18 protein-coding genes and 1 pseudogene are annotated in these 19,187 nt (G+C 66.5%); 4 read left to right on the top strand and 15 right to left on the bottom strand.

Going from position 1 to position 19,187, the window contains the following annotated elements:
* Positions 1-54: 54 nt before the first annotated feature.
* The 7 genes and pseudogenes from ACW17X_RS00760 to ACW17X_RS00730 all read right to left on the bottom strand — a co-directional run.
* A pseudogene (locus ACW17X_RS00760) lies at positions 55-864 on the bottom strand (oligosaccharide flippase family protein); the annotation flags it as partial.
* Between the two features lie 72 nt (positions 865-936).
* A complete protein-coding gene (locus ACW17X_RS00755) occupies positions 937-1,395 on the bottom strand; it encodes a hypothetical protein (RefSeq protein WP_492099008.1) in 459 nt (152 codons plus the stop codon).
* A gap of 15 nt (positions 1,396-1,410) precedes the next feature.
* Positions 1,411-2,814: an MBOAT family O-acyltransferase gene (locus tag ACW17X_RS00750; RefSeq protein ID WP_492099006.1), complete on the bottom strand. Its 1,404-nt coding sequence runs from the start codon at positions 2,812-2,814 to the stop codon at positions 1,411-1,413.
* The gene (locus ACW17X_RS00745; RefSeq protein ID WP_492099004.1) at positions 2,814-4,070 is read right to left on the bottom strand and encodes a GDSL-type esterase/lipase family protein; all 1,257 of its coding nucleotides are present in this window, start codon (positions 4,068-4,070) and stop codon (positions 2,814-2,816) included. Before ACW17X_RS00745 ends, ACW17X_RS00750 begins: the two co-directional genes overlap by 1 nt.
* Positions 4,071-4,072: 2 nt before the next feature.
* A complete protein-coding gene (locus ACW17X_RS00740) occupies positions 4,073-4,957 on the bottom strand; it encodes an SGNH/GDSL hydrolase family protein (RefSeq protein WP_492099002.1) in 885 nt (294 codons plus the stop codon).
* A gap of 100 nt (positions 4,958-5,057) precedes the next feature.
* A complete protein-coding gene (locus ACW17X_RS00735; protein ID WP_267513993.1) occupies positions 5,058-5,471 on the bottom strand; it encodes a DUF2177 family protein in 414 nt (137 codons plus the stop codon).
* A gap of 10 nt (positions 5,472-5,481) precedes the next feature.
* Positions 5,482-6,507, bottom strand: coding sequence for an SAM-dependent methyltransferase (locus tag ACW17X_RS00730; protein ID WP_492098999.1), 1,026 nt, complete (start codon positions 6,505-6,507; stop codon positions 5,482-5,484).
* A 237-nt stretch (positions 6,508-6,744) separates the two neighbouring features.
* Here ACW17X_RS00730 and ACW17X_RS00725 point away from each other — a divergent pair, with 237 nt between their 5' ends.
* The 4 genes from ACW17X_RS00725 (at position 6,745) to ACW17X_RS00710 (ending at position 9,405) form a co-directional block, all read left to right on the top strand.
* Positions 6,745-7,464, top strand: a complete 720-nt coding sequence (locus ACW17X_RS00725; protein ID WP_492098997.1) for a CoA transferase subunit A — start codon at positions 6,745-6,747, stop codon at positions 7,462-7,464.
* Positions 7,464-7,631 carry a hypothetical protein gene (locus ACW17X_RS00720; RefSeq protein WP_492098996.1) on the top strand — a complete coding sequence of 56 codons (168 nt, stop codon included), beginning with the start codon at positions 7,464-7,466 and terminating at the stop codon, positions 7,629-7,631. Before ACW17X_RS00725 ends, ACW17X_RS00720 begins: the two co-directional genes overlap by 1 nt.
* Positions 7,631-8,287: a 3-oxoacid CoA-transferase subunit B gene (locus ACW17X_RS00715; RefSeq protein ID WP_492098994.1), complete on the top strand. Its 657-nt coding sequence runs from the start codon at positions 7,631-7,633 to the stop codon at positions 8,285-8,287. Before ACW17X_RS00720 ends, ACW17X_RS00715 begins: the two co-directional genes overlap by 1 nt.
* Positions 8,288-8,448: 161 nt before the next feature.
* Positions 8,449-9,405 (top strand): SRPBCC family protein, encoded by a 957-nt coding sequence (locus tag ACW17X_RS00710; RefSeq protein WP_492098992.1) that lies wholly within the window; start codon positions 8,449-8,451, stop codon positions 9,403-9,405.
* Between the two features lie 4 nt (positions 9,406-9,409).
* On the opposite strand, the gene ACW17X_RS00705 is transcribed toward ACW17X_RS00710, so the two are convergent.
* The 8 genes from ACW17X_RS00705 to flgK form a co-directional block, all read right to left on the bottom strand.
* The gene (locus ACW17X_RS00705) at positions 9,410-10,060 is read right to left on the bottom strand and encodes an ABC-type transport auxiliary lipoprotein family protein (RefSeq protein WP_492098990.1); all 651 of its coding nucleotides are present in this window, start codon (positions 10,058-10,060) and stop codon (positions 9,410-9,412) included.
* A complete protein-coding gene (locus tag ACW17X_RS00700) occupies positions 10,057-10,995 on the bottom strand; it encodes an MlaD family protein (RefSeq protein ID WP_492098986.1) in 939 nt (312 codons plus the stop codon). Before ACW17X_RS00700 ends, ACW17X_RS00705 begins: the two co-directional genes overlap by 4 nt.
* Positions 10,996-11,007: 12 nt before the next feature.
* Entirely contained in the window at positions 11,008-11,811 is an 804-nt protein-coding gene (locus ACW17X_RS00695; RefSeq protein WP_492098984.1) for an ABC transporter ATP-binding protein, read from the bottom strand.
* Positions 11,808-12,926: an MlaE family ABC transporter permease gene (locus ACW17X_RS00690; RefSeq protein WP_492098982.1), complete on the bottom strand. Its 1,119-nt coding sequence runs from the start codon at positions 12,924-12,926 to the stop codon at positions 11,808-11,810. Before ACW17X_RS00690 ends, ACW17X_RS00695 begins: the two co-directional genes overlap by 4 nt.
* A gap of 228 nt (positions 12,927-13,154) precedes the next feature.
* Entirely contained in the window at positions 13,155-14,741 is a 1,587-nt protein-coding gene (locus tag ACW17X_RS00685) for a UdgX family uracil-DNA binding protein (RefSeq protein WP_492098980.1), read from the bottom strand.
* Positions 14,741-15,979, bottom strand: a complete 1,239-nt coding sequence (locus ACW17X_RS00680; RefSeq protein ID WP_492098978.1) for a putative DNA modification/repair radical SAM protein — start codon at positions 15,977-15,979, stop codon at positions 14,741-14,743. The genes ACW17X_RS00685 and ACW17X_RS00680 overlap by 1 nt, the downstream gene beginning before the upstream one ends.
* A 65-nt stretch (positions 15,980-16,044) precedes the next feature.
* Positions 16,045-17,010, bottom strand: coding sequence for a flagellin (locus tag ACW17X_RS00675; RefSeq protein ID WP_492098975.1), 966 nt, complete (start codon positions 17,008-17,010; stop codon positions 16,045-16,047).
* The gene (gene flgK, locus ACW17X_RS00670; RefSeq protein ID WP_492098973.1) at positions 17,010-19,124 is read right to left on the bottom strand and encodes a flagellar hook-associated protein FlgK; all 2,115 of its coding nucleotides are present in this window, start codon (positions 19,122-19,124) and stop codon (positions 17,010-17,012) included. The genes ACW17X_RS00675 and flgK overlap by 1 nt, the downstream gene beginning before the upstream one ends.
* Positions 19,125-19,187: the final 63 nt, after the last annotated feature.

The following is a 19,187-nucleotide window of genomic DNA, read 5'->3' as shown; positions in this document are numbered from 1 at the left end:
GGTCGGCGCATCCTCAGCCAACAGACCGGCGATCCTCGGCCCCACCAGCCCCGCCAGCGGCCGCATCAGCGAACTCGCCGCCGCCACGACCTTGTCCGCCACAGCGTAGATCGCCGCCTGCCCCGGCCCCGCCAGGGCCGCGACCACAAATCCCCCTGCACCCGTATAGGCGACCACCGCCGCCCGACTGGCGAACAGCGCGCCGCCCTCGATCAGTCCCTGCCGGACAAAGCCCCGCCCCGGCCATTCCAGCCGGACCCACCGCAACATCAGCCCCGCCCCGACCCCCACGCCCAGCCACAGCCCCGCCGCCTGCACGGCCAGGGCTCCGGCCACGCCCAGCCCCGGCGACAACATCACCACGACCGCCGCCGCCAACGTGCCCCCGACCTCGGCCAGGGCCGCCGGCCCAGGCTCGCGCAGACCCTGAAACACCCAGACCAGGCTCGCCCCTTGCCCGACGCCCAGGGCGATCCCCGCCCCAACGACCGCCCAGGCGCCGTCCAGCACCGGATTGATCCAACTCAGCCCAAAACCCAGCAGGACCGCAGGCAGGACCAACACGGCCCGCAGCGCCAGCGCCCGTCCGATGATCGCTCCCGCCGCCTGTCTGCCCGCCGCCCCCATGCCTGTTGCGATGTCGCGCGGCCCCGACAGCGACACGCCGTAATCGACGACCACCGCCACCATCGTCGCCAGCGAGACCGCCGCCACATAGAGGCCGAACCCCTCGACCCCGAACCGTCTTGTCAGCACCGGATAGAGCAGCAGGGGCGCCAGGAACCGCAGGCCGTGCGCGCCATAGACCAGCCCGGCGTCGATCACGCCCCTGGCCGACAACAATGGCCGCCCGCTCCCGTCCATTATCGCCCTCGCGAAAGCAACCTGCGCGAGCAGATAATACACGTCAAAATCAGAACGACAAGGCGTGGTCGTTCAGGCCGGCTCGTCCTTGCGCCCGTCGAACCGCACCGCCTGAAGCTCGCGCCAGGTCTGGCGCATACCTTCCACCGGCAGATCGGTGCCCAGCAGGCTCAACTGCTCCACCCAGACGGTCGCCAGTCGATCAACGGTTGACTGCCCCCAGCCCGGCGGCTGCTGACGCGCCCAGTTCTGCACCGACCCCGCGTTGAAGATCATCAGTAAGACGCAGACGATGAACAGGGTCTGGCTGGTCCACCGCCGCGCCCGCGACGCCTCGCCCTCCTCATCCAGAGCCGGCGCAGGCGGAAAGGCGAACCGGCCCAGGGCGACCAGGGCGTTTTCCCGCGTCGGCAGGTCGTGGGCGTCCGCCGTATCGATCCAGTCGCTGGGTGGATCCAGCGGCGGAAACGGCGACACCGGCGGGTGCGCCTGGGTCGGGAAGGGATCGACCGGGTCCTTGGGATCGCTCATCGTCGGATCAAGGCCTCAGAACTGGAAATAGATGAAGGGCGCCACGCCCTCGGGCCGCATCGCCTCGATCAGCAATATCGCCGCCCCGATCAGCACCCCCAGGGTCGGCGACGGCGCCGTCTTCAGCCGTTCCGCCAGCCCCTCGACAGCGCGCGGCGGCAGCCCATGCATGGCCAGCCCGCCGACGATCAGCACCAGCACGAACGGCGTCACCAGGCTGAACGCCTCGAACCGCCCCAGCCCGGCCAGCATCTGCATCGCCAGGTCAAAGGTCTCGGCCCGGAACAGGATCCATCCCAAACAGACGACGTGGAAGGTGATGAGGACGCCCAGCCAGGTGGGGATGACCTTGCGGTCCTTGACCAACGCGCGCCCTAAACGCTCGACCACCTGCGCCCCGCCGTGCAGCGCGCCCCAGGCCACGAAGGTCCAGGCCGCCCCGTGCCACAGCCCGCCCAGCAGCATGGTGATCATCACATTGAGGCACGACGACCAAAGCCCCTTCCGCCCCCCGCCCAGCGGCACATACAGATAGTCGCGCAGCCAGCTGGACAGGCTGATATGCCACCGCCGCCAGAAGGCCTGCATCGAGGCGGCCCGGTACGGCTGGTCGAAGTTGCGCGGGAAGGAATAGCCCAGCAGGGCCGCGATCCCGATGGCCATGTCTGAATAGGCCGAGAAGTCGCAGTAGATCTGGACCGCATATGCATAGACCGCCGCCGCGATGTCGATCGCCCCGTAGGCCGACGGGTCGAAGAAGACCGGGTCCACCAGCCGCGTCGCCAGCTCGGACGCGATCACCGTCTTCTTGAACAGGCCCCAGACGATCAGCAGCAGCCCATGGGTCGCCATTTCGCGCGTCAGCCTGGGCACGCGCGCGAACTGGGGCAACAGGTCCGACGCCCGCACGATGGGCCCCGCCACCAGATGCGGGAAGAAGCTCATCAGCAGCATGACGTCCAGCAGGCTCTCGGCCGGCGCGGTCTTGCCGCGATAGACGTCGACCACATAGCTGATGCCCTGGAAGGTGAAGAAGCTGATCCCCACCGGCAGCACCACCTGCAACAACGGCAGATCACGCTCCCAACCGAATTGGGCTAGCAGATCAACGGCCTGCTCGACGAAGAAGCCGTAATACTTGAAGAAGCCCAGGATGATCAGATTGGCCGCCACACCCAGGCTGACCCACAATTTGCGCCGTCCCGCCCGGTCGCTGCGCACGATCAAGGCCGCCACGCCCCAGTTCAGCACGGCCGAAGCGATCAGCAGGCCCACGAACCGCCAGTCCCACTGGGCGTAGAAGAACCAGCTGGCCAGCAGCAGGAACAGTTTGCGCCGCCCGTTCTCGCGATCCAGGCTCCAGCTGACCAGATAGACGAACAGGAAGAAGACCGCGAAGGCCAGGGTCGGAAACAGCATCAGTCCGCCTCCCCCTTCGCCGCCGCCCAACGGTCATAGGCGCCCGTCAGATCGTCGCTCAGCACCCCGCCGATCCACTCCGCCCCCTGGGAGGTGAAATGCACCCGGTCGGGCCGCATATAGGGCTCAGGGCTAGTCGCCAGCCGCTCCGCCGAACAGTCGCCCCCCATCCGTCCGTACCAGTCCCAGAAGGCGACGCCCGTCTCGCCCGCGACCCGACGCTGCACATCCCGGACCACCGCCAGAGCCGCCGGGGCCGCCCGCGATCCGTCCGCCCCACAACCGCCCGCCATGCCTGACTTCAGCCCCTCCGGCGCCCCCAGGATCAGCAGCGACGCCCCCGGCGCCAGCCGCCGCAGCCGCTCGATCTGGCCCCGCAGCAGGCCAGCGTAGGCCTCGGACTCCACCCCTTCAAATCCATCATTGACGCCAAAGGCCAGAATGATCAGCGACGGCCGCCACGCCTCCAGCTCCGCCGCGACCACCGCCTGATCCCGCGCCGCCAGATCCCGCAACTTCGCCCCGACCACGCCCAGGCTGGACACGACCACACCCGGCCCGCGCCGCTCGATCCAGACATCGTGCAGGGTCACGGCCCCCGTCGGGCCCAGCCTGACGGAAGTCGTCGCAGCGCCCAGCCGCAGGCTCCGACACAGGGGGGCCGCCTCGGTCGCGCGGAACTCCGCCTCGACCGTCTCTTCCGGCGTCGTCACCGTGATCCGTCCCGCCTGCGGCCCGCTGTCGCCGCACAGCCCCACAATGTCGAAGGCCGCGCCCGGCTCGGCGGTCAGGCTCAGCACCGCCCCCTCGCCCGTCTCCGACCACGCCCCGCTCAACCCCGCCCTCAGGGTCGCCGCCCCGTCCGGCCCGATCAGGGGCGCGACCGATATGGGCCAATCACTAGCCGTCACCTCGACCTGCATCGGCCCGTAGCCGGCATAGGGAATTCCCGGCGGTAAGCCTCCTCTACCGCCGGCGCCGAACCGCGCCTGCAACCGGGCGCGCAGGGCGCCGGTGATCCGGTCCCCGGCCGTATGACTGTCGCCGATCTGCAGGATGTGAACCGGCCGCTCGCCCCGGCCGATCTCCGCCGTCCGCAAGGCCGCGAACACCCTCTCCAGCGCCTCGACCCCGCAGATGCCTTCAGGACAGACCGACGCCCCCGGCGCCGGCGCGGGCATGGGCGCATAGGGGACCTCGGTCCCGCTGTGCATCCCCAGCATCAGCACCGCCGCCCCCACGGCCCCCAGACTCATAGTCAGCCGGTCGTCTGCGGCTGAGCCGCCGCCGCATCCAGACCCGCGTCGCGCTTCAGCCGCTCCACCACCGGCGCGCCCATGCGGCGATAGCCGGCCATGGTCATGTGGATCCCGTCATTGGCCCGCATCAGTTGCGGCCGACCGTTCGCGCCGGGCAGATAGGCCGCGTATTCGCCGGCGCCATCGGCCGTGACGCCGGTCGTCTCGATCAGAGGCACGCCCAGGACCGTCATCCGCTCGCGCATCACGGCGTTGATCACCGTCATCTTGGCGTCGAACCCGGCCCGCTTCATCTTGGGCAGCCCAACCCAATAGACGGCCACGTCATTGGCCCGCAGCAGGCCCACAAGATCGTCGATCCTCTTGGCGTAGGCGGCCTTCCAGCCAGGCGTGCCGAAATCATGGATCACCCCGTCCAGGCTAATGCCCTGGGCGTCATTGGTCCCGAACATCACCACCGCCGCATCGACCGGCGTCTCGCTCAACTGCCGCGCCGTCTTGGCCTGGATGTCCACATAGTCATAGCGCGACAGGCCGGTGGAAACTGCGCTGAACTGGGTCACCGTCACCCCCGTCTCGCCGTGCAGATCGCGATACAGGGCGGCCCACAGACCGTCCGCCATCGAATCACCGAACACCCCGATCCTCAGTTCGCCCCGCGCGAGCCGCGTCTTCAGCGGCGTCACCGTCGCCTTGGCGACCGGCGCGGGCGTCAGGCTCTCGACCGGCGCGACGACTGCGGGCGAACTGGCCGATGCGTTGGCGGTTCCGCCCAGCATCAGGGTCGGATGGCGCAGCCAGTCGCGCCCGTCCGGCGTCAGGGCCAGGCCGATCACGACCCCGACGACCAGGGCCGCCGTCAATCCGTTGATGCCTGCGCGCAAATCCGCCCCCGTCGAAAACAGGGTTAGCTATAGCTTAACGACCCCGGCCTGCGCCATGCCGGTCCCGTGTCAGGCGAAAGACAGCCCGACGACAGCGACCTCAGCCGAAACGCCCCTCGGCCCAGCGCGCGGCGAAATAGCCGCCGGTCGCCGAAACCATGGTCAGGACCGTCCCCCAGATCAGGTCGATCACCGTCAGCTTGGTCTGCCAGATCGCCAGGGTCGCCTGATTGGTCAGGTCATAGGTGGCGTAGGCGACGAAGCCCAGCACGGCCCCATTAAGCGCCGCCCGTGTCCAGCCTCCATCCTTCAAGGCCGGTGCGATGGCCAGGAAGACCGTCCCGGCGATGGAGATCAGATAGAAGAGAACCGCCGCCCTCATGTCCGGCTTATCCGCCAGGATCGGCCCCAGCACCGGCTTGTACAGCCGGTCGGTCATGGTGGTCAGCCAGACGGCGTCGATCACCGCGAAGGTGATCCCGGCTCCCAGATAGGCGAAGACATATTTGATCACGACAAACTCCTCAGGCGGGTTTCAAGCGATAATGGCTGACCATCCAGGTGCAGCCCCAGTCGTTGCCGAACAGGCCGGCGGTCGCCAGGTAGAAACGCCGCCAGCGCCGGGTCCACAGCTTGGCGTCGTCGCCATAGGTCTCGCGCATCAGCACGGCGATCCGCGCGGCGTTGCGGTCCATATTGGCCAGCCAGTGATTAGCGGTGCGGGCGTAATGTCCGCCGTTCCAGGTCCATTCCTGCTCGACCGCGAACAGGTCGGGGAACTGCTGGATCAGCCCGTGGCTGGGCATGATCCCGCCGGTGAAGAAATGCTGGGCGATGAAATCACCGCTGTCGGTGTGGTCGAACCGATACGGGGCGTCGCGGTGGGTGAAGACATGGATGAACATCCGCCCCTGCGGCTTCAGCCAGGATTTCGCCTTGGTCAGCAGGGCGCGCCAGTTGGCCATATGCTCGAACATCTCGACCGAGACGATCCGGTCGAACCTCTGGTCGGTGTCGAACAGGTTCATGTCCTGGGTCACGACCGTCAGATTGGCCAGGCCCCGCGCCCTCGCCTCACCTTCGATATGCTTGCGCTGGCCGTGGCTGTTCGACACCGCCGTGATCCGCGCGCGCGGATAGGTCTCGGCCATCCACAGCGACAGCGAACCCCAGCCGCAGCCCATTTCCAGAATGGTCTGACCGTCCTGCAGATCAGCGTGGGCGCAGGTCTCCAGCAGGGCCGCGACCTCAGCCTGGTCCAGCGTCTCTGTTCCGGTCGGATACAGGCAGCACGAGTATTTCAGCCGCTCGCCCAGGCACAGGCGGAAAAACTCGGGCGGCAGTTCGTAGTGCTGACGGTTCGCCGCCTCTGTATGTTCGGCGATGCCCCGCTCGGCCATCTCGCGCGCAAAGGCCGCCTCGTCATGCGGACCGTCGCGATCCAGCCGCTTGCGCGCGTCCGTTACCAGGCTGTCGATCGCCGGCCGGGTGACGAAATCGGGAAAGGGCGCGTCCTGCAACTGGCGAATGGCGACATTGGTCAGGTTCATGGGGAGTCCGTGGTCAGGCTTGTTCTCTCAATACGCCCGACCATCATTTACGGATGCACGCACTTCCGTCCCCGGATCCGCACGTCGGAAGATACACGAAAAGAGACTCAAAAATTATCGAGTGGATTCCGTGTAAAATGCAGCGTCTCCCCCGCCTCCCGACTTGCCCCCCGCCCCCCTCCGCGTTACGCGTGGTCAAACGCGCCGATATTCATCAGGCAGTGAAAAGGGAGAGCGATGGGTAAGATCTACGCTGACGTCACATCCGCGCTGGAGGGTCTGACCTTCGACGGCATGACGGTCATGTCCGGCGGCTTCGGCCTGTGCGGCATCCCCGAAAACCTGATCGCCGCCCTGCGCGACAGCGGCGTCAAGGGACTGACGGTCATCTCCAACAACGCCGGCGTCGACGGCTTCGGCCTGGGCCAGCTGCTCGGCACCCGCCAGATCGCCAAGATGATCTCGTCCTACGTCGGCGAGAACAAGGAGTTCGAGCGCCAGTACCTGGCCGGCGAGCTGGAGCTGGAGTTCAACCCCCAGGGCACCCTGGCCGAGCGCATCCGCGCCGGCGGCGCCGGCATCCCCGCCTTCTTCACCGCCACCGGCGTCGGCACCCTGGTCGCCGAAGGCAAGGAGGTCCGCAACTTCAACGGCCGCGACTACGTCATGGAGACCGGCCTGATCGCCGACCTGTCCATCGTCAAGGCCTGGAAGGCCGACGAGCGCGGCAACCTCGTCTTCCGCAAGACCGCCCGCAACTTCAACCCGATGATGGCCACCGCCGGCAAGGTCACCGTCGTCGAGGTCGAAGAGATCGTCCCGGTCGGCTCGCTCGATCCCGACCACATCCACACGCCCGGCGTCTATGTCGACCGCCTGGTCCAAACCGTGTCCGAGAAGCGCATCGAACAGCGGACTGTGCGTCAGCGTTCAGAAACTGTCGGAGTCGCCGGCTGATGACCAAGCTGAACATCATCGCCATCGTGGCCGTCTGCCTGTGCGGCATTGCGGGTCTGGCCTTAGCCGTCCTGTCGAGCATGAGCTTGGACAGGGTGGCTGTTGGGGTCGGCCTTTTTGGGCTGCTTCTGACCTATTCCGCTCGTCTCATCGCGAGGAAGAACTGATGCCCCGTAGTCGCGAACAACTCGCCGAACGCGCTGCTCAAGAGCTGCAGGACGGCTTCTATGTGAACCTGGGCATAGGCATCCCGACACTGGTCGCCAACTACATCCCCGCCGGCATGACCGTGACCCTCCAGTCCGAGAACGGCATGCTGGGCATGGGGCCCTTCCCCTATGAGGGCGATGAGGACCCTGACCTGATCAACGCCGGCAAACAGACGATCACCGAGATCCCGGAGTCGTCCTACTTCTCGAGCGCCGACAGCTTCGCCATGATCCGCGGCGGCCACATCAACCTGTCGATCCTGGGCGCCATGGAAGTGGCCCAGAACGGCGACATCGCCAACTGGATGATCCCCGGCAAGCTGGTGAAGGGCATGGGCGGGGCCATGGACCTGGTCGCGGGCGTCAAGCGCGTGGTCGTCGTCATGGAACACGCCAACAAGCACGGCCAGTCCAAGGTGTTGAAGTCCTGCACCCTTCCCCTGACAGGCACGGGCGTGGTCAGCCGCATAATCACCGACCTGGCCACCTTCGACGTCAAACCGGACGGGTCGGGCCTTGAACTGATCGAACTCGCCGACGGCGTCACCCTGGACGAGGTCGCCGCCAAGACCGAGGCCGCCTACACGGTGTCGCAGGGACTGAAGTCGGCCTGATCTTCGGCCGTTCCGGGGTCGCCCAATCGAACCTTGTTGGGCGATGACGCGCCCGCTAGTGTCGATGACCCGGAAGTCATTCGTGACCTCCGGGTGCGACCCCGGGCGCCCGCTCCCGGCACTCGACGCCTCCCGGGGCGAGAACAGGCGACCTCCGTCCCATGGCGACTTCGCTCCAGGCTCGGCCCGCAGAGACCAACGGCGACGCCTCGCCGGAAGCCCCGCTCGATCTCGGCGCCCTTCTGATGGCGCGCCAGCCGGGCGACCGCCGCTTCGGCGCCCCGATCCACGCCTGGTACCCCGTGCGAGCCGCTCGGACCCGAACCGCCACGCGGGCTCAGTTTCACGGCGAATGGATCGACCTACCCGCCGCCGTCGCGTCAGACGCCGTCCAGACGACCGCTTGCGGCGGATGGCGACTGATCAATCGGCTTGGACTGATTTGGGCCTGCCCCGCCGGTTCGATCGTCCCGCCGGACATGCCTCCGACGCCCGAGGCGCCACTGGCCCTGATCGCCTACTCCAAGGCTCCCGCGCGCGCCGACTACGACCAGGCGGTCCTGGGTCTGCTTGATCCGGCCCATGTGCCGATGATCCATAACGCCTGGTGGTGGCGCAGCCAGGCGCGACGCACCAAGACCAAGAGCTACAGCCCCTCGCCCTTCGGCTTCACCGCCGTCGCGGCCGACGCCTTCGCCTCCACCCCCGCCTATGATCTGGTGTCCGAAGACCGCAAGGTCAGTATCGAGTTCCGCCTGCCCTCGATCCGGCTGGAGCGCGTCACGGCGCGCGGGTTCGAACTGATCAACCTGACCACCGTCACGCCTCAGGCGGAGGGCGACGTCGTGATCCGCAACCTGATCCTCTGCTCGGTCGCCGCCCTGCGGTTCGGCAGCCCGCTGCTGTCCGCTTGGGGCCGGACCTTCCTGCGTCAGGACGTGGCCATACTGGAGCGGCTGGAAGGCCGCAGCCCGCATCTGCCGCTGGTCTTCGCCGGCGACCCGGATCGCCCGTCCGCCTTTTACTTCGCCTCGAAGGCCGCCCTGCTCCGCGCCCAGCGCGACGACGCCCCCTACAGGAACCCGGTCGAAGCCGAGTCCCTTCAGTGGGTCACCTGAGCCGTCACTTCGCCGACTGAATCGTCCAGTCGGCGATCTGGGTGTTGATGTCGCGCGTCGCCGTGTCGAAGGCGGCGACGATGGCCGACACCCGGTTCTCGCTCGCCGGCTGGGTCACCGTAAACACCCGCTCTACAGACCGCCCCTCTTCAGGGCGGATCGCCGCGTCCCCGCCCGCGCGACGCTCAGGAGTCGAGCGCAGTTGGGCGCGGGCGGTGATCACCACGTCCGGCGCCGCCCCCGGCGCAGCATAGCGCGCCTCGAACATCGTCACCGACACCTGAAGCACCAGCGGCGGCGTGCCGGGCTCGCGTCGGCCCAGGACGCGGATCTGGTCGGCCCGATTGGCGAAGGCCGCCTTCAGGCTGTCGTCGAACAGGGTCGAGGCGGGCGACACCCAGCGCGCGCCGCCGATATAGGCGGTCTCGGTCCCGGTGACGCCCAGGATCCGGTCGTCGCCGCTCGCCTCCGGAAACTCGATCCGGCGGATCGACACCGACAGGGGCGCCGGCGTGTCGCCTTCGACCGACGGCGCGTCCAGCGGCAGGCCGAACCGATAGTTCTGCACCGGATCCGGCGTGGACAGCAGCGAACAGCCGCTCAGCGACACGACGACGCCGGCGACGGCGCCCAGTTGAACCAGGGAACGGATCACGGCTGCACCTCCAGCTCTTTCGATTGCGGTTTCGCGATGAAATCCCGCGGACTGGTGCGGACGTCATCGATCAGGAGCTGCAGCGAACGGGTCGCCTCCTGAAGTTCCTCTATGGTTCCGCTAAGTTGCGGCAGGCTGGACGTCGCGAAGTCACCCAACGGTCGTTCCAGGCCCGTAATGGACCGGTTGGCCGAAGCGATGGCCGTGCGGGCCTCCGCCGTGGCCTGATTGATATTGGCGATGGCTTCACGGCCGTCGGTGTTGACCACCGCGCGCATGTCGGCCGCCAGTCCCTGGTATTCCAGAATGGTGGCGTTGGCGTTCTTCACCGCCTCTTCCAGCTCGGCGAAGATGGCCTTGCGGGCCTCTAGCTCGGTCGTCAGGGCCTCGACGTTCTTCACGCTGGTCGAGAAGCTGCGGATGTTGTCGTCGGACATGACCCGGTTGATCCGGTTCAGCGCATCCACCGTCTGGGCCAGCACCGTGCCCGACCCGCTCAGCAGTTCGGCGATCGGCGACGGCTGGCTCTGTAGCACCGGCACCACATTGTCCGGATACTGGTCCTTCAGCAGGGCGCTGTTGGGCGAGCCCGCCGTGATCTGGATGTAGTTCAGGCCCGTGATGCCCTGCGGCTCCAGCTGGGCGCGCGAGGTCACGCGGACGGGCGTCGTGCCGTCCACCCGCACCCGGGCGATGACCTGGTCGCCGCGCTGGGTGTCGATGTTCAGGTCGGTCACCTCGCCGACGCGGATGCCGTTGAAATGCACCTCGCCGCCTTCCGACAGTCCGTTGACCGGCCCGTAGAAGACGATGTCGTACAGGTCATAGTCGCTGTTGAACTGTAACCGGGCCAGCCAGATCGTGAACACCGCCAGGGCCGCCAGCAAGGCGACGGTGGCGATGCCGACGGCGGCGTAATGTGCGTCTCTTTCCATACCTGGCTCTCCTCAAGCCGCCTTGGTGGCCGCGCGACCGCGCGGCCCCAGGAAGTATTCCTTGATCCACGGATGATCGGAGCGTTCCAGCTCCTGCACCGTGGCTTTTTCGACGACCCGCTTGTCCGCCAGCACCGCCACCTTGTCACAGATGGCGTACAGGCTATCGAGGTCGTGTGTGATCATGAAGACGGACAGACCCAGATCGTCCGACAACTGGCGGATCAACTCGTCGAAGGCTGCCGCGCCAATCGGGTCCAGCCCTGCCGTCGGTTCGTCCAGAAACACCAGTTCGGGGTCCAGCGCCAAGGCCCGCGCCAGGCCAGCCCGCTTCTTCATCCCGCCCGACAGTTCGGCGGGCTTCAAGTGATGGTGCTCGGGCTTTAAGCCCACCATAGCGATCTTCAGCTCCGCCAGTTCGTACATGACCGACTTCGGCAGCTTGGTGTGTTCCACCAGCGGCGAGGCCACATTCTCGAGCACGGTCAGCGATGAGAACAGCGCCCCCTGCTGAAACAGGATGCCCGTCCTCTGTTCGATATCCGCCGCCTCGTCGCCGGTCAGGGTGGCCCGGTCATAGCCCAGCACCTTGACCGACCCGCCCTCGGGCTCCTTCAGGCCGATGATAGTGTTCAACAGCACCGTCTTGCCGGCGCCGGACCCGCCGACCACGCCCATGACTTCGCCCCTCTTGAGGTCGATATCCAGGTTCTCGTGGATGGTCCGTTCGCCGAACTGGCTCAACAGGCCGCGCACCTCGATCAGGTTCTCGACCTTGTCTTCCGGCGCGGCGGCCGACATCGTCGCGTCGGTCATATGTCCAGCTCCAGGAAGACCAGGGCGAAGACGGCGTCCAGCAGGATGATGGCGAAGATCGCTTGCACCACCGCCGCGGTCACCCGTCGCCCCAGGCTTTCCACATCGCCCGCCACCGACATTCCCTGACGGCAGCCGATGGCCGCGATCACCAGGGCGAACACCGGCGCCTTCACCAGCCCCACCATCATGTGCTGCGCCATGGTTCCATCCTCGACCAACCGCTGGAAGAAGAAGGCCGGCCCCAGGTTCAGCGAAGTCCAGCAGACGATGAGCCCGCCCATCAGCCCGCCGATCATCCCCATGAATGTCAGCAACGGCAGCATCAGCACCAGGGCGGCCACGCGCGGGATCACCAGGGCCTGGAACGGATTGACGCCCATCACCTGCATGGCGTCCACCTCCTGGTTCATCCGCATCGAGCCGATCTCGGCCGCGAAGGCAGAGGCCGACCGCCCAGCCAGCAGGACCGAGGCGATCACCACCGCGAACTCGCGGAACATGGCCACGCCGATCAGCTGCACCGCGAACACCTGGGCGCCGAAGTCGGTCAGCAGGTCCACCCCAATGAAGGCCACCACTGCACCGATGAAAAAGTTCGTCACCATCACGATCGGAATGGCGTCCAGCCCGGCCCGCTCGCCCTGGCTAACCCAGGCCGGCCAACGAATGCCGCCGGGATGTTTGGCCGCCTCGACCACGGCCTCCATCAGGCGTCCCAGGAAAGCCAGGGACAGCATCGCCTCTGCCCCGAAATCATAAACCCCGCGCCCAATCTTTGCGAAGCTTCGGGTAAAGGCGTCCGCCTGCTTAGGCGGAGGCGAACTCTTGCGCTCCAGCGTCTCGATCATCGTGTAGATGCGGCCGGCCTCGGGCCGATCCGTCCACGCCGACTTGGGCAGGCCGCAATGCGACGCTTGCACCAGGGCCAGGGCGCCGGCCGTGTCGAACCGGCCCAGGTCGCTGGTGTCTACGCTCGCGATCTTGCGGCCGTCCAAATCCTTGTCCAGCCGCTGAGGCAGCCTCCCCAGGGCGGTCGTCGTCCAGTCGCCGACAAGACGCAGCTTCGCCGCGCCGTCGCCTGCGTCCGTGATTTCGTAGTCGGTCTGGCTCATCACGCCCCGGAAGTCAGAACGGGCCTCGGACGATCCCAACCCACGCAAGGAACAGCCGAAATCCTGATCCGCCTAATGGTCAAGGCTCCAGTTGAAGTCAACGTGCGATGACATTTGTTCGGCGCTTTCCTTTCGCACTGTGTCGAACCTGCGCGCCTCATCTGATCTCCCCTAACCGCCACGCTGGCGACCTATGCAAACGCCGCCGACCGTCTTTCGTTCGAGCCTTCAGCTTACAAGACGCCGCGCAGCGACCAGATCATCAATAAATCCACGACGCGCCTGGGCCTTCGCCGCCGCATCCGGCAGCCGCAGCAGATAGGACGGGTGAACCGTGACCATCCCGGCCGTACCGTCGTCCAGCGCCAGGGCCTGACCTCTTTCCTTCGTCACCGCCGGCTTGCGCCCCAGGATCGCAAGACCCGCCGTCACCCCCAGGGCCAGCACCACCTTGGGCTGGATCAGCCGCCGCTCGGCGTCCAGCCACCAGCGGCAGGCCTGGACCTCCCCCGCATTCGGCGTCTTGTGCAGCCGCCGCTTGCCGCGCGGCTCGTGCTTGAAATGCTTCACGGCGTTGGTGACATAGACATCCGATCGATCGATCCCAGCCTCTTCCAGCGCGGCGTCCAGCACCTGGCCCGCCGGTCCGACGAACGGTCGCCCCGCCAAGTCTTCCTGGTCGCCCGGCTGTTCGCCCACGATCATCAATCGCGCATTCTTCGGTCCTTCCCCGCAAACCCCTTGCGTCGCGTCGCGGTACAGGGGGCAGCGCCGACAGGCCTGAACCCCGCGCTCGACATCGGCCAGGCTGTCGGGAACCGCCTCGGGGTCCGGTCGGGCCGCGTGCAGGTCGCGCGCCAGGGCGCGGACGAAACGGGCGTTGGGTTGCGGGGCGGGCGTGGCGACCATGACATCCGTCCGAACCGACGAAGCGGCCACCAGTTCCGGGATCAGCGCCGCCTCGGGCAGGTTCTTCCAATAGCGTTTGGCCATCTCGCCCTGCATCGTCTTCACCTTCAACCGAGCAGGATTGAAGGTCGAAGCGTAGTAGGTCTTCCAGAACTCCTCGATCTCGTCCTCGGCCGGCGCCATGTCGCGAGTCGCCGGCGGGCCGAAGCTCAACGCCTCTCCATCCCAATGGGCCGACCCGTCCGGCGTCAGGATCGACCACCGCATCGTCGTGAACCGTCGCTGGAAGAAGGGCGCGGTCTTCTCCAGCACGCGGTGCGGCGGTTCGAACCAGGCGACCCAGGCTTCGCCCTGCGCATCCTCGACCTGCCGAAACCGGACGAAGGCCTTCATCTTGTGCGAGGCCCGACTGACGTTCTTGGCCCGCTCCATCGCCTCGGCCACGTCCCGGTCCGAGATCACCTTCATCAGGTCCGGCTCATCCCTAAGCCGCCACAGCAGCCGATACAGAAGGTCGAACCGGTCGGCGGACCGATGCAGGATCACCTCGCGCGCCAGATCCACAAAGGCGGCGGGCGCGGAGAATCCCTTCTCCTTCCGCTCGCCCTTCCCCTGATCCGTCATCCTCGGGCTTGTCCCGAGGACACATACTCCCGGTGCTTCCAGTGTGCCCCCCGTCTTCGTCACGGCGTATAAATCCTTGCAACAGGGGCGAGGATGACGAGGTGTGGCGGGCGGGTGGGCAAACATAGCCGGCGCTTCAAACAACCCGCCCTGCACAGAAGATGGCGCTCCCTCGACCACGAACCGCGCCGTCGCAGGCTCCACCCCCGCCAGCCGCATCTCGCGCGCCGCGACCCTCCACCCGTCGAAATCCATCTCCGACGCCAGCACAGCCGTCCGCATCAGAACAGGCTCAACTGTTCCGGAGCCCGCGTCGTCACCCGGGCCTTCAGATCGGCCGCGTCGGTCAGCCCGCCCGGCGTCCAGTCCAGCGCCGTGATCCACGGCCTCAGCTTCTCCACAGACCGCGTCAGCCGTCCGACGTCTTCCAGCCTCAGCGTTCGGTACCGGCGCACCGATATGATCCGGTCCACCGCCTTCACCCCCAGCCCCGGCACCCGCAACAGCATCTCGCGCGGCGCCCGATTCACATCGACGGGAAACAGGGCACGCTTGTTCAGCGCCCAAGCCAGCTTCGGATCGACCGCCAGGTCCAGCATGCCCTCGGCCGTCCCCTCCCCAATCTCGGGCGCGGAAAAGCCATAGAACCGCATCAGCCAGTCCGCCTGATACAGCCGGTGCTCGCGCATCAGCGGCGGCTTGGACAGCGGCAGGGCTGAACTGGAGTCCGGGATAGGACTGAAGGCCGAATAATAGACCCGCCTCAACCCATAGCCGCCGTACAGGGAGGCGCTTCGGTCCAGGATCTCGGTGTCCGGCGCCCCGTCCGCTCCAACGATCAACTGCGTGCTCTGTCCGCCCGGCGCGAATTTGGGCGGCTTGATCTTGTCGCGCTTGCCGGGCTTGGCCGCCTCGACACCCAGCCGCACCTGGCTCATCGCCCTCTTGATGACCCCGACGTCCTTCTGCGGCGCCAGCCGCGCAAGGGCCTCGTCGCGCGGCAGTTCGATATTGGCCGACAGTCGATCCGCGTAGAGGCCCGCCATCTCGACCAGTTTCGGATCGGCCTCTGGGATCAGCTTCAAATGGATATAACCGCGGAAGTCGTGGACCTCCCTCAGCGTCTTGGCCACCAGGACCAGTTGCTCCATCGTATAGTCGCTGGTGCGGATCACGCCCGACGACAGGAACAGCCCCTCGATATAGTTCCGGCGGTAGAAGTTCAGCGTCAGGTCCACCACCTCGTCCACATCAAACCGCGCCCGCGCCACGTTCGACGACGCCCGGTTGATGCAATAGGCGCAGTCGTAAATGCAGAAATTGGTCAGCAGGATCTTCAGCAGGCTGACGCACCGCCCGTCCGGCGTATAGGCGTGGCAGATGCCCATCCCCTCGGTCGAGCCGATCCCCTTGCCCCCGACCGAGTCCCGCTTCGACGTCCCCGACGATGAGCAGGAGGCGTCGTATTTGGCCGCATCCGCCAGGATTGAGAGCTTTTTCCGCAGATCGAGACGTGCCATATGTTCACGATACGTTCCACACACATCATCGTCCAGCTGAGCCGTATTTTTCTTTCTAGAGCAGCTTAACGAAGAAGATCGAGCAGCGACGTATTGCGGAGCGAGTTGATCACCTGGGCCGAGGCCTCGATCGCCACTTGGGCCGCTTGCAGGTCGGTGATCGCCTGAGCGGGATCATATCCCGCCTTGTCGGTCATCAGCTTGTCGAGGGCCAGTTTTTGGGATTCGTGCGCATCCAGCGCCGCTTCGACCTGGTTCTGGACCAGTCCGTTCTTGGCGGTCTGGTTCGTCAGGCCCTGGTTCGCGTTGCTGAACTCGCCCATCTGGGCGGTCAGGAAGGCGACGACGTTCGCGCCCGGCTTGCCGGTCAGGGTGCCCGCGCCGGTCGGCGTATAGGTGACGCCGCCGATGATGACCGGGTTCCCGTTCTGATAGGCCTGCATATTGCGGAACACCTCAGTCAGGGGCCCGCCGATCTCATCGGCCAGAAATCCCGTCTCGACCATGGTGTTCTCGTCGATACGCGACTTTTGCTTCAGGTCGTCGTTGGCGAAGGTCGACGCCGTCGAGGGCGCGGCGGCGAGATCCGCCATCGTCTTGGCCGTCGCCGGCGCCGCGTCGCCGCGACCGCCGCCGAAGAGATAGGCGCCCTGGTGCTCGGCGTTCAGCCCGCTCTGGACGGTCTGATACTGAAGCCCCAGCTCGGTCATCATATTGGTGATGTTGCCCGCCGCTATGCCATTGGCGACCGCCTCCCGCGCCGCCGCGCCGGCGTCATAGATGCGGTTCATCGCGAGGTCCTGCGCGCTCAGCCGCGCGGCCGCGCTCTCTCCCGCGCCGATAAACCCGTCCAGTCGCGCCTGGGTCGAGGTCAGACTGGTCAGCTGCTCAGCGCCTCGACCATAACCGGACATGTCGGTGGCGATGGTCCCGCTGTCGATCCGTTCCTGGGCCTGCTCAGCGCGGGTCTGGGCGCTCATCAGATTGAGCAGGGCGGACTGATAATTTCCGAAGGTGGCGACCCGCGTCATTATAGGATCCCGATCAGCACGTCGTACATGTCCTTGCTCGCCTGGATCAGGCGAGCGGAGGCGTTGTAGGCTTGTTGGAAGGTGGTCATGTTGACCAACTCCTCGTCCATATTGACCCCTTCGGCGGAGTTGCGACGATTGTCGGCTTCCTGCGCGATGGCCGTGGCGGTTTCGCTGGCGGTCTTGGCCGCCGAGGCCTTGCCGCCGATGTCGCCAGCGAAGTCCGCCGCATAGGCGGACAGGCTCTTGGTGCCGCCGCTGTTGCCGCCCGCTGCGGCGAAGTTGACGTTCTTGCGTCCCGCATCAGCCAGCAAAAGACCGCCACGACCATCGTTCTTGCTCAAGGCCGAGGTTCCAGCAGCCGCCGACAGGTTCAACTGGGCCAGGGCCAGCTTATTCGGGTCCTTCTGGATGTCGCTACGGACCGAATAGGCGCCCGCGCGTGTCGCACCCGTCTCGCCCAGGCCGAACAGTTGCGACATGGTCACGCCCGAGGGGTTCTGCGTCGTATTGTCCTTCACCACGCTCAGGGTCGTGGAAGAGGAGTCATAGGCTCTAAAGCTCAGCGTCCCCGACGAGTCCAGGCTGAAGGCGCCGTACCGCCCCACGCCCGCGACCGGATCGTTCAGCGCGGTCAGCAGTTCGCCCATCGTGCCCGTTCCCGTCGGCACGGGAATGCTGATGTCTCGCAGCCGGGCGCCCGAGGTGCTGCCGATACGGAAGGTCAGGCTTTCACCGGCGTCGAAGCCATGCTGCGACGTCAGCGTCAGGCCAGTGTCGTAAAAGGTGGGAGTCGTCGTGCTGACCAGGTCATTCAGCCCGAACCAGTGGGAGAAGCCGCGTCCGCCCTTGCTGCTGGGCGTGGTCGCGTCATCCGCCACGGCGACGCCGTTGCCGCCTTGACCCTCGATCCGCAGTTGCCCGTCAAAGAACCCAACCGTGGCCTGGCCGCCCAGTTGAGCGTTGACCGTGGCCAGGAAGGTCGTCGGATCTGCAGCCACGCCGTTGACGGTCATGGTGGCGCCGGAAAAAACGATCTGGGCCGAGGCCTGGACCACCCCCGCGCTGTCCACCGCCGTGATCGTGGTCGTACCGGTGAAGCCGGTCAGGGCGGTCGTCAGAGACTGACCGGTGTTTCGACCACTCAGCAGGGTCGGAGCGGGCACGCTGCTGTTCGCGTTGTGCGCCCGGTTCAGCTCGTCCGCCAACTTGGCCGTCAGCTCGCCCAGGCGGGCTGCCGCCGCCGGGGCGTCGGTGTCGCGCAGTTCGATAAGGCCGCGGATCTCCCCCGACGACACGCCGTCCAGCAGCGGCCAGCGCGTCCCGTTGGGCTCTGTGACCATGATGTCCGAGAAGGCCGTCATGGAATCGACGGTCCCCGCAGCCTTGTACGACAGCACCGCATGCCCGTCGCCGACCAAGGTCATCCCCGTCCCGGTCCGCAGCGTCACCCCGCCGTTCGCCCGCGGCTCGATCTTGACGTCCATATACTGGGACAGTTCGTTGATCAGCGTCTGCTGGGCGTTCTGGGCCCCGGTCACATCCTGGTTGATGATCGAGCCGGCGGCGATCGTCTTGTTCAGCTTGTCGATCTGCTCCAGCAGCGGATTGACCGCATCGACGGCGCTCAGCAGACGACTGTCCGCCTCCTGCCGCGCCGTCTGGATCTGCGCCGCAATGTTCGCCGCTTCGTTGAACATCGCCTGGGTCTTGTAGACCGTGTCCTGCCGCGCCGCCGACGATGTCGGGCTTTCCCCCAGGGTCGCATAGCTGGCGAACAGCTTGTCAATCTTGGCGAAGAAGCCGCCGTCGCCGCTGGGATCGCCGAACTGGGTCTGGATCTGGTCGTAAAGTTCGTACCGCACATTCTGGCGGGCGGCGTCCGCGTTCGCGCCCATGCCTGCGGCTTGGAGGAAGCGATTGGTGGCCAGACGAACGCGCGAGACATCCACGCCCGCGCCATAACCCTCGGTGACCGCTGCAGTCTGATCGGCGACCTTGCGGACATAGCCGGCCGTGTTGACGTTGGCGATATTGTCCGAAGTTACGCGCAACTGGGTCTGCGCGGCCTGCAGACCCGTGGTGGCGATGTTCATGATGGACGTCAGCGACATGGAACCATCTTCCTCGCCTTACCCGGCAGGCCCTGCCCTGCAGCGCGCAAATCTTGCCCGGCC

It is taken from the genome of Brevundimonas sp. FV1ye4L (assembly GCF_058681255.1).
The sequence above is the reverse complement of the archived record's forward strand: the minus strand, read 5'-3'. Positions and strand labels throughout refer to the sequence as shown.

Bases quoted from the DNA above. Each gene is read 5' to 3' on its own strand.
- ACW17X_RS00755 (WP_492099008.1), bottom strand. From the start codon at position 1,395: ATGAGCGATCCCAAGGACCCGGTCGATCCCTTCCCGACCCAGGCGCAC.
- ACW17X_RS00750 (WP_492099006.1), bottom strand. From the start codon at position 2,814: ATGCTGTTTCCGACCCTGGCCTTCGCGGTCTTCTTCCTGTTCGTCTAT.
- ACW17X_RS00745 (WP_492099004.1), bottom strand. From the start codon at position 4,070: ATGAGTCTGGGGGCCGTGGGGGCGGCGGTGCTGATGCTGGGGATGCAC.
- ACW17X_RS00730 (WP_492098999.1), bottom strand. From the start codon at position 6,507: ATGAACCTGACCAATGTCGCCATTCGCCAGTTGCAGGACGCGCCCTTT.
- ACW17X_RS00725 (WP_492098997.1), top strand. From the start codon at position 6,745: ATGGGTAAGATCTACGCTGACGTCACATCCGCGCTGGAGGGTCTGACC.
- ACW17X_RS00720 (WP_492098996.1), top strand. From the start codon at position 7,464: ATGACCAAGCTGAACATCATCGCCATCGTGGCCGTCTGCCTGTGCGGC.
- ACW17X_RS00715 (WP_492098994.1), top strand. From the start codon at position 7,631: ATGCCCCGTAGTCGCGAACAACTCGCCGAACGCGCTGCTCAAGAGCTG.
- ACW17X_RS00710 (WP_492098992.1), top strand. From the start codon at position 8,449: ATGGCGACTTCGCTCCAGGCTCGGCCCGCAGAGACCAACGGCGACGCC.
- ACW17X_RS00700 (WP_492098986.1), bottom strand. From the start codon at position 10,995: ATGGAAAGAGACGCACATTACGCCGCCGTCGGCATCGCCACCGTCGCC.
- ACW17X_RS00695 (WP_492098984.1), bottom strand. From the start codon at position 11,811: ATGACCGACGCGACGATGTCGGCCGCCGCGCCGGAAGACAAGGTCGAG.
- ACW17X_RS00690 (WP_492098982.1), bottom strand. From the start codon at position 12,926: ATGAGCCAGACCGACTACGAAATCACGGACGCAGGCGACGGCGCGGCG.
- ACW17X_RS00685 (WP_492098980.1), bottom strand. From the start codon at position 14,741: ATGCGGACGGCTGTGCTGGCGTCGGAGATGGATTTCGACGGGTGGAGG.
- ACW17X_RS00680 (WP_492098978.1), bottom strand. From the start codon at position 15,979: ATGGCACGTCTCGATCTGCGGAAAAAGCTCTCAATCCTGGCGGATGCG.
- ACW17X_RS00675 (WP_492098975.1), bottom strand. From the start codon at position 17,010: ATGACGCGGGTCGCCACCTTCGGAAATTATCAGTCCGCCCTGCTCAAT.
- flgK (WP_492098973.1), bottom strand. From the start codon at position 19,124: ATGTCGCTGACGTCCATCATGAACATCGCCACCACGGGTCTGCAGGCC.